General features: G+C 38.4%; 9 protein-coding genes, 3 tRNA genes and 2 pseudogenes. 7 read left to right on the forward strand and 7 right to left on the reverse strand.

From position 1 onward, the window contains the following. Positions 1 to 11 precede the first annotated feature (11 nt). From JN080_RS18155 to JN080_RS18165, 3 genes are all read left to right on the forward strand, one after another. A tRNA-Met gene (locus JN080_RS18155) sits at positions 12 to 85 on the forward strand. Positions 86 to 169: 84 nt separating this feature from the next. Further along, positions 170 to 243 (forward strand) — tRNA-Ile (locus JN080_RS18160). A 31-nt stretch (positions 244 to 274) separates the two neighbouring features. Beyond that, positions 275 to 335 (forward strand) — tRNA-Asn (locus JN080_RS18165). An 856-nt stretch (positions 336 to 1,191) separates the two neighbouring features. On the opposite strand, the gene JN080_RS18170 is transcribed toward JN080_RS18165, so the two are convergent. From JN080_RS18170 to JN080_RS18180, 3 genes and pseudogenes are all read right to left on the reverse strand, one after another. After that, on the reverse strand, positions 1,192 to 1,992 hold the full coding sequence (locus JN080_RS18170) for a COG4705 family protein (RefSeq protein ID WP_256237403.1): 801 nt from the start codon (positions 1,990 to 1,992) through the stop codon (positions 1,192 to 1,194). Between the two features lie 206 nt (positions 1,993 to 2,198). Continuing rightward, positions 2,199 to 2,438, reverse strand: coding sequence for a hypothetical protein (locus tag JN080_RS18175; protein WP_256237404.1), 240 nt, complete (start codon positions 2,436 to 2,438; stop codon positions 2,199 to 2,201). 7 nt (positions 2,439 to 2,445) lie between these two features. Then, a pseudogene (locus JN080_RS18180) lies at positions 2,446 to 3,085 on the reverse strand (COG4705 family protein); the annotation flags it as partial. A gap of 232 nt (positions 3,086 to 3,317) precedes the next feature. On the opposite strand from JN080_RS18180, the gene JN080_RS18185 reads away from it, so the two are divergent. Beyond that, positions 3,318 to 3,662: a hypothetical protein gene (locus tag JN080_RS18185; RefSeq protein ID WP_256237405.1), complete on the forward strand. Its 345-nt coding sequence runs from the start codon at positions 3,318 to 3,320 to the stop codon at positions 3,660 to 3,662. A gap of 217 nt (positions 3,663 to 3,879) precedes the next feature. Here JN080_RS18185 and JN080_RS18190 read toward each other — a convergent pair whose 3' ends face one another. Beyond that, complete coding sequence (locus JN080_RS18190; protein WP_375141697.1) at positions 3,880 to 4,392, reverse strand: DUF3231 family protein; 513 nt, start codon at positions 4,390 to 4,392, stop codon at positions 3,880 to 3,882. Positions 4,393 to 4,799: 407 nt separating this feature from the next. After that, a complete protein-coding gene (locus tag JN080_RS18195; RefSeq protein WP_375141691.1) occupies positions 4,800 to 4,937 on the reverse strand; it encodes a YjcZ family sporulation protein in 138 nt (45 codons plus the stop codon). Positions 4,938 to 5,481: 544 nt separating this feature from the next. Between JN080_RS18195 and JN080_RS18200 the strand changes: the two genes are divergently transcribed. Together JN080_RS18200 and JN080_RS18205 are read left to right on the forward strand one after the other, a co-directional pair. Beyond that, on the forward strand, positions 5,482 to 7,500 hold the full coding sequence (locus JN080_RS18200) for a glycosyltransferase family 39 protein (protein ID WP_256237408.1): 2,019 nt from the start codon (positions 5,482 to 5,484) through the stop codon (positions 7,498 to 7,500). Positions 7,501 to 7,728: 228 nt separating this feature from the next. Beyond that, positions 7,729 to 8,704, forward strand: a pseudogene (locus JN080_RS18205) (glycosyltransferase family 2 protein). A gap of 211 nt (positions 8,705 to 8,915) precedes the next feature. Here the strand turns inward: JN080_RS18205 and JN080_RS18210 are convergent. After that, entirely contained in the window at positions 8,916 to 10,148 is a 1,233-nt protein-coding gene (locus tag JN080_RS18210) for an aminopeptidase (RefSeq protein WP_256237409.1), read from the reverse strand. Between the two features lie 105 nt (positions 10,149 to 10,253). Beyond that, positions 10,254 to 11,516 carry an MDR family MFS transporter gene (locus JN080_RS18215; protein ID WP_256237410.1) on the reverse strand — a complete coding sequence of 421 codons (1,263 nt, stop codon included), beginning with the start codon at positions 11,514 to 11,516 and terminating at the stop codon, positions 10,254 to 10,256. Between the two features lie 215 nt (positions 11,517 to 11,731). Here JN080_RS18215 and JN080_RS18220 point away from each other — a divergent pair, with 215 nt between their 5' ends. Then, positions 11,732 to 13,921, forward strand: coding sequence for a DNA topoisomerase III (locus JN080_RS18220; RefSeq protein ID WP_256237411.1), 2,190 nt, complete (start codon positions 11,732 to 11,734; stop codon positions 13,919 to 13,921). Positions 13,922 to 13,942 lie beyond the last annotated feature (21 nt).

Consider the following 13,942-nt stretch of genomic DNA (forward strand, 5'->3'; position numbering starts at 1 on the left):
TATATTATTATCGCGGGGTGGAGCAGTTCGGTAGCTCGTCGGGCTCATAACCCGAAGGTCGCAGGTTCAAATCCTGCCCCCGCAATTTGGTTCGGTAGTTCGGCTGGTTAGAATGTCTGCCTGTCACGCAGGAGGTCGCGGGTTCGATTCCCCCATCACCCGCTCCAATGGACCTATAGCTCAGCTGGTTAGAGCGCACGCCTGATAAGTGTGAGGTCGATGGTTCAAGTCCATTTAGGCCCATCATCATTAAATATTCTAATTCTTCCGCAGTAGCTCAGTGGTAGAGCAATCGGCTGTTAACCGATCGGTTAGAGGTTCGAATCCTCTAATGCGCGTAAATGTTACGGTAAAAAATAAGTGCTACCACCATATTGCCCCCAATAAGCATATCAATCCAAAAAATCTTTCATAAGACCCCTATCCATTTACATAAAAACATCTAATATGTATAAAATTTCCAATTTAATAATAAAGACTTGTCCTTTCACTTGCTATACAAACGGGCAAAAAACCACTTTTTTCTTCGACGTTTTGTGTGGAAGTGTACTTTTACCAGACTAAACGTCAAGACAGCAAGTGAAAGCGCGGTAGGTGTGATAGATAGGCCCGTTATCACTACAAGCCTTCAGGATCAATTATACCAAAGGGTGCTCAAGTCAAGCCCATAATAAGTGTATCTATGACTACATGTAATCAATCATAAAAAGTGCATTCTTCCAACCTTTTTGAGCTGATACATTAGATAAGCGCCCTTTTGCTAATAACACTTAACAATAAAATAGGATATTTATGTTAAAATATGGAGAGTGTTGTGAAGGAATGTACTTAAGCTAACTGGCAGGATAGGAATTAAGGATTCCATATAATACGTGTCCCAGTCAACAAAGCTATCTCTGAAGGATTCCCGTTATACTTTATATGGGTACCCATCAAAATTCGCTAAAAACAACCGCTAGGATATTTTCCACACCACAAACCCTCATTTTTAGTTAATTCGAAGGTATGTTTCTTAGGGGTACTTTAAAGAACAAATACTGTAAATGCAAAATGCAGAAAGAAATTTTTCTTTCTGCATTTTATTTTAGGAACTTATTAGACAGCCCCTTAGTATTTGTAGCATTGTTATGCCGGAAGTTCCTTTTACATTAGTTTTTCTGCTATGGCTTTAGATGTATCAACATATATTTACTAAGATGCTCTTTCCTTTTCATCCTTAAATTCCACACATTTTGCGGGTGAACCTCCCCGAAAGACGACTAGGAGAATAATAAAGATAAGTAAAACAAGGCTAACCATACCTTTGTCTATCCCCAGACCACCGTGGCTATGGGACGCTGCTAACCAATCCGAGAACGAGGCACCTACTGGACGCGTCATGATATAGGCGAACCAGAATGCAACAATTTCATTGAGACCAAATAATCGGTAACCCAAAGCTGGAATAACGAGCAAGACAGTAAATAATAAACCTGAAGAGAAGTAGCCCAAGTGCATGCTTGATGCGGTCATATCCCCAGCGGCGGTACCGAGTGCGAATGTTACCAGTACGGTGAGCCAGTAAAAGGTCTCACGGCGACGGGTGAAGATGCTGTGTACGGAAAGAGTTTTTTCTTTGGAATACCAAGTGATGAGAACGACAGCGAGTGCCACCATAAAGAAGATGGCTGAAACGATGTAGGGAATGCCCAGTCCGACACGAACCACATCTGCGGCCATTGTGCCGAATATACTAACCATAACGACAACTAACCAGTAGACCTTTGGTATATATCGGCGTACTTTGAACTGTAATATCATTGCGGCTACAAATATGAGAACACTTAGCGGTGCTGAAATAAGCGGATTTAGATTCTCGAATAAATAATCGGATGCCACTTCACCCATTCCAGTAGTCAGCAGCTTAGTAATCCAAAAGTAGAGTGTAATTTCCGGAACCTTAGCAAACATTTCATTTGCCTGATTCATGGTGGTCGATAATGATTTATTCATATTTAGACCTTCTTCCAATAATCTTTAATGACAAAGGCTTAAAACAGCTGCAGATTCTTCCCTGTTGATTACAGATCATCAGCTGTTTCACCTAGTGTAGTTGCACAAATCCTCATAATCTAGTAATTTTTTACTCCTAAAATAAAAATTAAATAGTTTGCATGTAAATTCTAAAAGGGAACCGCTATTTGCGATTCCTAAGATTTTTATGTATTTGCTCCGTTTAGGACACTAAGTGAATTTTTAAGTGAAGATTTGCACTTGCTGACATTAGGGTTTGATGAACGAACTGCTGCTAATACAACGTCAATCGTTCCATCAATTTTCGTCCATGTAGTGCCATCCATTTTCCTAAGTTTAGATTCCGATGTGTCCCATTGATGTTCCAAATTGTCCGCACCTTTTTTCGCAGAAGTGAAGTTATTGGAATTTACATCGTATAGCATTTTATTAATCTCCTAATGATGCTCCGAGTGGACGAGTTAAAATATACGCAATCCAAAACGCTAATACTCCATCTAATTTCATTTTCCATGCCAAGAATATACAAGCGATGATAATAATCACTGTTATTCCTGTTTTAAGATAGCCAAAACCGAGTTGTTCGGAATATAAATCGCCGACTGCCGTTCCAAGTGCAAAGGTAAAAAGAATAGTAAGCCAATAGAAAACTTCTCTTTTTATTGTAAAAATCGAGTGGGACCGAGAGTGTTTTTTCACTAAGATACCAAAAGAGAAATGTCAATCCTAACAGCACGGAGAAAACTGCTGTACTAAGTTCTAAAGGAACCCCCATGCCATCTGTAAAGTTATCGGTTATCAATGTACCAAATACGCTTATAAGAACAACCATTACCCAATAAATGCCTGGAACATATTTAGATGCTTTGAATTGAAAAAACAATACAATGCAAAACGCTGCTCCCATAATGGTGGTCGTGTTAGTTAACCCAAATCCAAGGTTGAAATTCAGGAAATCGGCAAACGTTTCACCGACAGTTGCACATAAAACCTTGATTATCCAGAAGAAAATAGTAACTTCTGGTACCTTGTTAAGTAAAATTTTTAATTTATTTTGGTTCTCTACATACATAATTTCCTTTCTTTACAGTAGTTTCCCACAACTTAATTTGGCATAAATGTCAAAACAATTATAATGTTATGTTCTTAATTATTTATTTTAAACCTATTAATAATTTCTTAAATTTTTATTAAGATCTATGAACCTTATTGGAATTAATAGTTATTCGAGTTCCAGTGAAGTCTTTTAATAGTGGTGGAAAAAAACAAACTAATCACTGATGTTTTTATCAGGGGGTAAAAATGTGAATGAAATTAAACTAACAATGTTAGAAAAAATAAATCTAATTCTTAAAATAGTCATTGGATCAGCCATTTCTTGGGAATTAGCTATTTTATTCGGGTCAACATACCCTTATCTAGGACCAATCGCACTAATTCTATGTATAAAGGCGACGCTCATCAAAGAAAGCATGGGAACAAAATTTTTTCTTATTAGAATCCCACTTCGTAATTGGAATGAGGGAAAAGCAATGATAGAAGTTATATTGAATGAAACGCGTTCAAATGAAAAATTTTACTTTCCAGCTATCTGGAATGCACAGCATTTTATTTCTACTCTTAAACAGTACCCCCGACCGATCACATAATCTTAAATATCGTCTGAGTAAAAACAGAAAAGGTCAGAATCACAATTTAAAAATCATCTTTGAAGAATTGAATGAGTAATAATTCAATTCTATAAACCATTAACAAAGTGGATGTTTCCAATTCGGAAGGAGAACAAAGGGAAATGCCCCCTTTATGTCGCATTTGACCCACATTGTGTATTAAAAAAAGTACCTCTTTTAAGAGGTACTAGGTTTATTAACAATTTTCAGCTTTATTAATGTGTAGAGGTGGAGGAATTAGCCATCCCTTTTCCTTGTTTAACCTTAACATTTTTAAACCAAATTGTGCCTTTGCCAAATGGAACTGTCCGTACATCATAGCGATATCTTCTCGGATGCATTGACCCATTAATTGGCTGCAGGCTACTAATCCAGCAGCAACGTCCTTGGAAACAGATGCGCTAATTTCTGGATCAGTAAATCTTGCTCCGACAGGTATGTCCTCTATCTTTGCGTATGGACGATCTGGTGGGGTTGGTGGCAAGCCAATACCATTTGTTTTAAGCAATTCAAGAAGTTGTTGATTTTCATTTTTCAAACCATCAATGGCTTCTTCAATTAGTTTTTTTAAGTTTTGATCACCAGTGTGATTAAGAAAGGACTGATAACCGGCAATTAAACCCTTGTTTGTAAAAAGGTGAGTCCAAGTTCCAAAAACCTCACCATAATGCATAGGTTCATTCTGAGGATTACCACTTAATATTCCCATGACTACACTCCTTATCGTTTTTTGTACATTCATAATTTACTCCTTTGAAGGAAACTAGAACACAGGAAATATTATTGATTAACACATTAAAGATTATTCTTTATTTGCAAAAATGGCTACGTTTGAATATCTCATAAAAGATTTTTTGATGAGAAAAAGAGCAGAAGATCAGGAAATAACTATTAACACAATTCTAATAAATGTTGGAAGCAAAGAAACTCTCCCTTTTTAATTCATTAATAATATGCAGTAAAATTATTCTCAAGAAATATTTATTGCGTATTTCAAAAATTGTTGACTCAAAATGGATCAGAAAGAAGAAGCGTCGTCTGACGCTTCAATAAGAAGAGAGGTTGGTTTGGGGTCATTGGGTTTGTTTTGGATAGGTTTCTACACTCTAAAAAAGATTAGTATCCACCGCTCATAAAACTTGTACCAACAATAATTAATAGGATGAAGAGAACAACAATCAAAGCAAAACTGCTGCCCATTCCACTACCGCCATAACTCATATATAACACCCCCTTTTTAATGGGATAGTACATTTTATGTAAAGCTTGTCCTCTTCGAAACGGACAAGCATGGAGTTATATCGAAAAAATAATTTGTTTACTAAATATTTTGTCAGATTGTTTATTCATAAACCATTGCATTAAATAAAGTGTTCTGGGAATAGTAAAGCCAATAATGGGACGAGAGATAACCTTAAAATCGCTCATTTTAAGGTTAAGAGCTTCAGATATCCGTAATCCTGCATAAGTAAGAATGGTTACACTTTGATTGATTAAACCAGTTCAAAAATCCAGAAGCCGGATTGAATATATCCTTTGATTGTATTCACTCTTTCCTTTCTTTTGGCCTCTTTGCCACTTCCTATAAACTTTGTAGAATTCTATTTTAGTAATTTTCATATAAACTATGTTGAAAAAACTGAAATGATTGAAGAAAAGTAACAGAAATAAAAGGAAACTGATCTAAAAAGTTTATTTATCGTTCATATTTCATTCAAATATTGTTCTTATTTTATCAATATTCCTTTCGTAACTTTAGACTATTGGTAAACAAATAAAGGGGTGGGGAAGAGATTCGATGAGTCAAGTAAAATCCAAATTCAAGTGGCATTATCTAGGGCTGGCAGCAATTCTATTGTTATCCATCATTCTTAATTTTTATAAGTTAGGACAAGAGGGGTATGGAAATACTTATTATTCTGCTGCAGTAAAAAGCATGCTGGATAATTGGCACAACTTTTTCTTTAATTCATTTGATCCTAAAGGGTTTATAACAATTGATAAACCGCCAGTTGGTTTTTGGTTTCAAACATTAAGTGCGTATATCTTCGGGTTTAAAGGATGGAGCTTATTTCTGCCCCAAGCTTTGGCCGGTGTGTTAGCTGTCGCTTTACTGTACCATCTTGTGGGCCGTGTGTTTGGACGTGGAGCCGGGCTGATAGCAGCACTATTTTTAGCACTGACCCCTATTGTTGTGGCGGCAGACCGGACGAATGAAGTTGATAGTATGCTCATGTTCGTTACACTGATTGCTACTTGGGCTATTAGTAAAGCAGTAGAGCAAAGTCATATAAAATGGTTGGTGCTTGCATTCTTTCTAGTAGGAGTCGGATTTAACATTAAGATGATGGAGGCATTCCTCGTACTGCCAGCTTTTTATCTTTTTTATTTTATTTCTCCAAAATTAACTTGGACTAAAAAGCTGGTTCACTTATTGGTAGCGACAATTGTTCTTGCGGTTGTTTCCTTATCTTGGTCGGTTATCGTTGATTCTATTCCATCAGACCAGCGCCCATATGTTGGAAGTACACAAGACAATTCTATGGTGACGTTGGCGATTGGGTATAACGGTATCAACCGGCTCGTTGGTCAGCAGCGAGGTCAACAAGGAAATTTCCACATGGGGTCACAACAAGGTCAGCAGACAAATGGCTTGAACGACACAAGTCGAGCTCGCCGAAATGCAGGTTTTAATGGTCAATTATCGATAGGACAACATATGACCATCCGGAATGCTAAGTTCATAAGAGATATGTCACGAAATGCAGGGAACCATTTTTCAGGATATGGACAATCGGGAAATACGGGCCTACTCAGACTGTTTACAACGCCGGAATTGGATGGACAGCTCAGCTGGCTATTGCCGGGCGTCTTCATTAGTATAGTGGCACTACTGTGGGGTATGCGTTTTCGAGTTCCTCTCGATCGCAAGCACCAAACGGCCATTCTTTGGACAGTGTGGGTTTTGACTATGTTCATCTTCTTCAGTATTGCAAAAAGGTTCAGCAGTTATTACATGGTCATGTTGGCTCCGGGTATTGCTGCCTTGGCCGGTGCTGGTTTTAAACAGATGTGGAATCAATGGCGTGCAAAAGAAAAAAAAGAAACATGGTTTTTACCTTTTGCATTGGTATGCACCGTGATATTTGAAATTTCAATAGTATGGAAATATCCTACATTAAGGGCCCCGCTTTCCATTGCAATCGGAGTTCTTGCATTACTTGCATTGATTTGTTTACTTTTTGTCCAAAAATTAAATGCTCCAGGAAAGAAAGGTATATCTATTATTGCCATAATGGCTGGGGTGCTGGCTTTAGTAGTAGCTCCAACAGCATGGGCCATAACGCCAATCGAATATGGAGGTTCGGTAACCAAGCCGTTTGCGGGTCCGGAGCTGAAAACCCAGCATGGACGCGATGGGATGATGGCATCTAATCCTAAACTTGAAAACTTTTTAAAGTCGAATTATCGAGAGGGCTCCTACTTGGTGGCTACCTTAAACGCCACGACGGCTGCGCCTATCATTCTTGATACTGGTCTGCCTGTTATGGCATTGGGAGGATTTATGGGCAATGATCCTGCACTTACGGTTGAGAAGCTGCAAAAGCTGGTCAATGACGGTCAAATCCACTATTTCCTTCTTCAAGAAAGGGCTTTTGGTAATCAACAATCAGCAGTCATCAACTGGATTAAGACCAACTGTCTAGTCGTACCCGCTGACAAGTGGCAGGACTCACAATCTAAATCAAGCCAAGACCCGAGTTTGATGGGATTTAGGAATTCCTCAATGATGCTTTATGAATATGTGAAAAAATAATACGTCCTTTAAGTCTTGAAATAAAGATACCATGGTTGTGAATGTGCCCGATTAGAAAATTATTTTGTTTTTTTAGAGAAAAAAAGTTTCCGCAGAAACTTATGGGAAACTGAAAAAAGTGAGGAAGGAAAAGAAAAAATGTAAAGGGTAATAAAACCAGAAAAAGCCTTTCGGTTTTCCCTTGTTTTGTGTAATGCGAAGACAATATTAAGAAGGAGGAACATAAGGATGGATACTCATGTACGCTATTCTATAGTGGTTCCCGTATATAATGAAGAAGCTGTCATTCGCGAAACGTATCGACGATTAAAAACAGTTATGGATTCTGTGGGAGAACGTTATGAACTCCTATTTATAAATGACGGCAGCCGTGATGAAACAGCGAATATTTTAAAAATGTATAGCGACAAAGATCAATCAGTAAAACTGATTGATTTTTCGCGAAACTTTGGTCACCAGATTGCGATTACGGCAGGAATGGATTATGCAGCGGGAGAGGCGGTTGTCGTTATCGATGCAGATTTGCAGGATCCTCCGGAATTGATTATAGAGATGATTAACAAATGGAAGGAAGGATACGATGTCGTATACGCAAAACGAATCGAACGGAAAGGGGAAACAGTTTTCAAAAAAGCCACAGCCACTATTTTCTATCGAATATTGCACTCTTTTTCAGACTTTTCGATATTCCGGTTGATACCGGAGATTTCGCTTGATTGATCGTAAGGTGTGCGATGAGATGAAAAAAATTCATGAAAAAAATCGGTTTGTGCGGGGATTGGTCAGTTGGGTCGGGTACCGACAAACGGCGATCGAGTATGTGCGCGACGAACGTTTAGCTGGAGAGACAAAATATCCGTTAAAAAAGATGTTAAAGCTATCGATAGATGGGATGACATCATTCTCTTATAAGCCATTAAAACTTTCAAGCTATGCCGGAGGACTTTTCTCAATTGTTGGTTTTCTTTATATGTTTTTCGTGCTGTATTTAAAGCTTTTTACTCATAGGACAGTTACAGGCGGGGCATCTATTATCATTATACAACTTCTCTTCAGTGGGGTTGTTCTCTTGATGTTAGGAATTATCGGGGAGTATATTGGACGCATTTATGACGAAACAAAAGACCGGCCTCTTTATATTGTTCGAGAATGCCACGGAATGGGGATGGAACCAAAGAAGGGCATCCAGCAATATATTAATTAAAGGTGGTCATGAAAAAGTCTAGCACTTTCATACTATTAGAAGCATCTTAGTGATTTCATGGATTATACAAAACAATTTCTAAATTTTCATAAACAGGTTGTATGACATATAAAGTGAGAGTTTATGTCTAAAAAAAGATAGATAAAACAGATTATATCAGCATTATCTATCTTTTTTTCTTATAAATATGGTTCATTCACTTTTGAGTTTTTTAAAACGCCCAATTACCGTCCCTGAATATGGCTTCTGTTTTTCCATCTGCAGTAATTCCGTCAATATCCATTTCTGCGGAACCAATCATGAAATCAACATGGGTAATGCTTTCATTTAGTCCGTTTTCTTTTAATTCCTCTGAAGACATCTTTTTCCCGCCTTCAATACAGAAAGCATAGGCACTGCCAATCGCCAAGTGGTTGGACGCATTTTCATCAAATAAAGTATTGAAGAAAAGCACATTGGATTGCGATATTGGTGAGTTATAAGGAACGAGGGCAACCTCGCCAAGGTAATGTGAGCCTTCATCTGTTTCAACAAGATGCCTTAAAATTTCTTCGCCTTCCTCCGCCTTTACATCAACAATTTTCCCATTTTCAAACGTTACACTAAAGCGGTCGATAATATTGCCGCCATAGCTGAGAGGTTTTGTACTTGAAACGGTTCCGTTGACACCCGTTTTGAATGGAACAGTGAACACTTCCTCCGTCGGCATGTTGGCCATGAATTCCTTGCCATTTTCATTAATGCTGCCGGCACCGACCCAGAGATGATTCTTTGGAAGTTCAATCGTTAAATCGGTTCCAGGGGCTTTATAGTGAAGCTTCGTATAATGCTTTTCATTTAGATAGTTAACCTTTTCATGGAGGTTCTCATCGTGTTTTTTCCAAGCTTCAACAGGGTTTTCTGTATCAACCCGGGTTGCTTTAAAAATTGCTTCCCAAAGCTTGGTGACCTGGTTTTCAACAGGTTCCTCTGGAAAAACCTTTGCAGCCCATGCAGGTGAAGCAGACGCAATAACGGTCCAGCTGACTTTATCTGATTGAATCATTTTACGATATTTGGCCAGCGCCTTGCCAGCGGCTTTTTGATAGGTAGCGATCCGTTCTGAATTCACTCCCTTTAATAAATCAGGACTTGAGGAAATAATTGACATAAAGGCCGCTCCCTTTGCTGCCAGCTCCTCTGTTTCCCGTGCCCGCCACTCAGGATATTCACTAAAGGCCACATCAGGGGCCAACTCATACTTTGTTCTTGAAACAATATCGTCATTCCAGTTTACAACAACGTTCTTTGCGCCAACCTCATAGGCTTGTTTTACAACAAGACGAGCTAAATCAGCAGCGTCAAGGGTAGCATTAACAACTAATACTTGTCCCTTTTGGACATTCACCCCTACTTTAACGGCTAGCTCTGCATACTTCTCTAGGTTTTTTTGAAAATCTTTCATTTGTGTAGCCTCCTTTGTCTAAATCCTACTGTATATTTTATCCTCTTTTCTTGGAAAAATAAACTAACTGGGATTGTAGATGAAAATAGCACGCCTGTTGGCGTGCTAAACGGATGATAAGCTAAACTTTCTTTTTTCAAAAAGATAAAACATAACCCAATATAACCCGGCACTTAGAATGGCAAGCAGGGCAAGGATAAAGAATGTCCATCCATAGCCAATCCAAGCGGTCATTGGGATGAAGATGGGGGCTATCATCCGGCTGAAGGTCCAGCGCAGGCTTGATGCTGCAAAATACTGACCTCTCATATGCTCAGGTGCCAGCTTAGAAACAAAGCCTTGCTGGATCCCTGTACTCGTTAATTCTCCAAATGTGTATATTGCCATTGCCAAAACAAACCCCCAGAAGGAATGTGTCAGGCTAAAGAAAACAACTGATACAGCATAGATGATAGAGGAAAGCATGAATACATTCCGCTCATAAAACTGTTCCATCCATTTTGTCACCCAAACGGTAAGCAATGCAACTAGTAAGCCGTTTTCTGCCAAAACAATCCCGAATACCTGCGCTCCTTTAACGGTAACAGTTGAAAAGAGCGTTTCGCTTTTGAGTACATCCTTAATATAGACAGGTAGTAATAAATCCAACTGGACAAACGTTTGACCTACTAATATACCAGCAAGGATATAGAGAAGGAAGGTCTTATCCTTGCTGATCAGTGAATAATCCTTTAGCTGATTTTGTAAAAAGTAATACCACTTTCCGGCATGATCGGTGGAAATAGTATTTCGAACAGGTTTAGTTTCCCTTGTCCATTTTGCAAGAGTTAGACCCAATAAAAGGCAGATAATTCCTGCTGCAAATAAAAGCTGAAAACGGTAATCTTCAAAGAAAATCGCACCTATCAGTGGTCCAACTACGACCGCGATGTTAATCGAGGTATAAAAGACAGCAAATACTTCACTGCGGTTCTTTTCAGCAACCACATCTGCTACCATTGCCTGACTTGCCGGCCAATAAAGGGACCCAAACACGCCAGCAATTGAAAATGCAACAAACCCAAGCCACGGGGACCGAAACCATGGAGAACCAGCAATGGCAAAGGTTAAAAAGGCAAGACCTTGACCAATCGAGGAGAGAACGAGCATTCGTTTTCTTCCAAAACGATCGGCACAGTATCCGCCCATCAAATTAGCTAAGACGGAAAATACTTGTGAGAAAATCAATAAAAATCCGGCTTTATTTTTCCCAAATTCATCTGCAAAATAAATAGTGAGGAAAGGAAAAAACATCCAATAGGAGATGTTCATGATCGATTCCCCAAACAAACGGACCTTTAAGTTCCGATCCCAATCCTTAAGCCTCATTTTTTTCCCTCATTTTTATCTGTTCCAAATCAAAATCTGCTCATGAGCAACCAATTAAAAAAAGGTGGGTGCGAGGTAATTATATTTAGTATAGTAAAAAATCTTACAATTATATAGTGAATCTTAAATATGCAAACGATTAGCTATTCTGCAATTTAAGTTATTATATGTTATATTTAAGGTTCAACGGTTGTTTGAAAGGATGTTTGTTAAAAATGAAAAAAAGTGTTGTATTAGCTGAAAAACCTTCAGTTGCCCGCGATATTGCTCGGGTATTAAATTGTAATAAAAAAGGTAATGGCTTTTTAGAAGGAGATAAATATATAGTTACATGGGCATTAGGGCATTTAGTTACACTTGCTGATCCTGAAGCGTATGATGATAAGTATAAAGCATGGAAAATAGAGGATTTACCAATGATGCCTAACGAGTTAAAGCTTGTGGTCATAAAGCAAACGAGCAAACAGTATAATGCCGTAAAAAGTCAATTGCATCGTTCTGATGTGGGGGAAATTGTAATTGCTACGGATAGTGCCCGTGAAGGAGAACTAGTAGCACGTTGGATTATTGCTAAAGCTAAGGTGAATAAACCAATTAAAAGACTTTGGATTTCCTCCGTTACTGACAAAGCAATTAAAGAAGGCTTTCAAAAATTAAAAAGTGGTAAAGATTATGAAAACCTCTATCATTCTGCTGTAGCTCGTTCTGAAGCTGACTGGTATATCGGTCTTAATGCTACCAGGGCACTAACGACAAAATTTAATGCGCAATTAAACTGCGGGCGTGTGCAAACTCCGGTTGTGGCAATTGTTGCAGCACGTGAAGATGAGATTAAGAATTTCAAATCGCAAGCCTTCTATGGCATCGAAGCACAAACTGCTGATAAATTAAAACTGACCTGGCAGGATGCTAAGGGAAATGGACGCAGCTTTGATAAGGAAAAGATTGATGCGATTGTGAAAAAACTTGGCAGGAAAAATGCTATTGTCACGGAAGTTGAGAAAAAGCAGAAGAAGTCATTCTCTCCGGGTCTTTATGACTTAACAGAATTACAACGTGATGCCAATAAAATATTCGGCTACTCTGCCAAAGAGACGCTGAATATTATGCAAAAGCTTTACGAACAGCATAAAGTTTTAACGTATCCACGTACAGACTCACGCTTTATCACATCAGATATCGTTCCAACGCTTTCAGAGCGTCTTAAAGCATGTTCTATCGGAGAATACCGTCCTTTAGTTAACAAAATCCTGAAAAAACCAATAAAGGCTTCTAAATCATTTGTAGATGATAGCAAAGTAAGCGATCACCATGCCATTATTCCAACTGAAGGTTATGTGAACTTCTCAGCCTTTACAGATAAAGAACACAAAATATATGATCTAGTTATAAAGCGTTTCCTAGCTGTATTATTCCCGGCATTTGAGTACGAACAATTAACGCTGCGTGCAAAAATTGGTGATGAAAATTTCGTTGCGCGTGGAAAAACAATTCTGAACTCCGGCTGGAAAGAGGTTTATGAAAATCACTATGAAGATGATGATGCAGCGGACGATTTAAAAGAACAGATTTTACCCCGAATCGAAAAAGGCGATTCATTACCTGTTACATTAATCGCCCAAACTTCTGGTCAAACAAAACCACCGGCGCGTTTTACAGAGGCTACATTATTATCGGCAATGGAAAACCCGGTGAAGTATATGGAAAGCCAAAATAAGCAACTTGCAGACACTTTAAAATCAACTGGTGGTTTGGGTACAGTTGCAACACGTGCTGATATTATCGAAAAGCTATTTAATTCGTTCTTAATAGAAAAACGTGGAAAAGACATTCATATTACATCAAAAGGCCGCCAACTGCTTGATTTAGTTCCAGAAGAATTGAAATCACCTGCAACAACTGCAGAGTGGGAACAAAAGCTGGAGCTGATTGCTAAAGGTAAATTGAAAAAAGAAACATTCATAAATGAGATGAAGCAGCATACAAAAGAAATCGTTACTGAAATTAAAGCAAGCAATAAAAAATATAAGCACGACAATATTTCCACAAAAACATGTCCGGATTGCGGGAAACCAATGCTTGAAGTAAACGGTAAAAAAGGAAAAATGCTCGTGTGTCAGGATCGTGAATGTGGTCACCGCAAAAATGTCTCACGCGTTACAAACGCTCGCTGCCCACAATGTCACAAAAAGCTTGAACTACGTGGTGAAGGTGATGGTCAAATTTTTGCATGTAAATGTGGATATCGTGAAAAGCTATCTGCTTTTGAAGCACGTCGCAAAAAAGATTCTCGCGGAAAAGTATCCAAAAGCGATGTACAAAATTATTTAAAACAGCAGCAAAAGAAAGAAGAGCCAATAAATACTGCTTTGGCTGATGCTTTAAAGAAGTTAAACCTAAAGTAGCATGAAAAAATTCACACTATA

This window comes from Bacillus sp. EB600, from assembly GCF_024494385.1.
Classification (GTDB): domain Bacteria; phylum Bacillota; class Bacilli; order Bacillales; family Cytobacillaceae; genus JAEVLT01.

Excerpts from the sequence above, each read along its gene's own strand:
- JN080_RS18220 (WP_256237411.1), top strand. The coding sequence starts at position 11,732 with ATGAAAAAAAGTGTTGTATTAGCTGAAAAACCTTCAGTTGCCCGCGAT.
- JN080_RS18210 (WP_256237409.1), bottom strand. The coding sequence starts at position 10,148 with ATGAAAGATTTTCAAAAAAACCTAGAGAAGTATGCAGAGCTAGCCGTT.
- JN080_RS18190 (WP_375141697.1), bottom strand. The coding sequence starts at position 4,392 with ATGGGAATATTAAGTGGTAATCCTCAGAATGAACCTATGCATTATGGT.
- JN080_RS18200 (WP_256237408.1), top strand. The coding sequence starts at position 5,482 with ATGAGTCAAGTAAAATCCAAATTCAAGTGGCATTATCTAGGGCTGGCA.
- JN080_RS18170 (WP_256237403.1), bottom strand. The coding sequence starts at position 1,992 with ATGAATAAATCATTATCGACCACCATGAATCAGGCAAATGAAATGTTT.
- JN080_RS18175 (WP_256237404.1), bottom strand. The coding sequence starts at position 2,438 with ATGCTATACGATGTAAATTCCAATAACTTCACTTCTGCGAAAAAAGGT.
- JN080_RS18215 (WP_256237410.1), bottom strand. The coding sequence starts at position 11,516 with ATGAGGCTTAAGGATTGGGATCGGAACTTAAAGGTCCGTTTGTTTGGG.
- JN080_RS18195 (WP_375141691.1), bottom strand. The coding sequence starts at position 4,937 with ATGTACTATCCCATTAAAAAGGGGGTGTTATATATGAGTTATGGCGGT.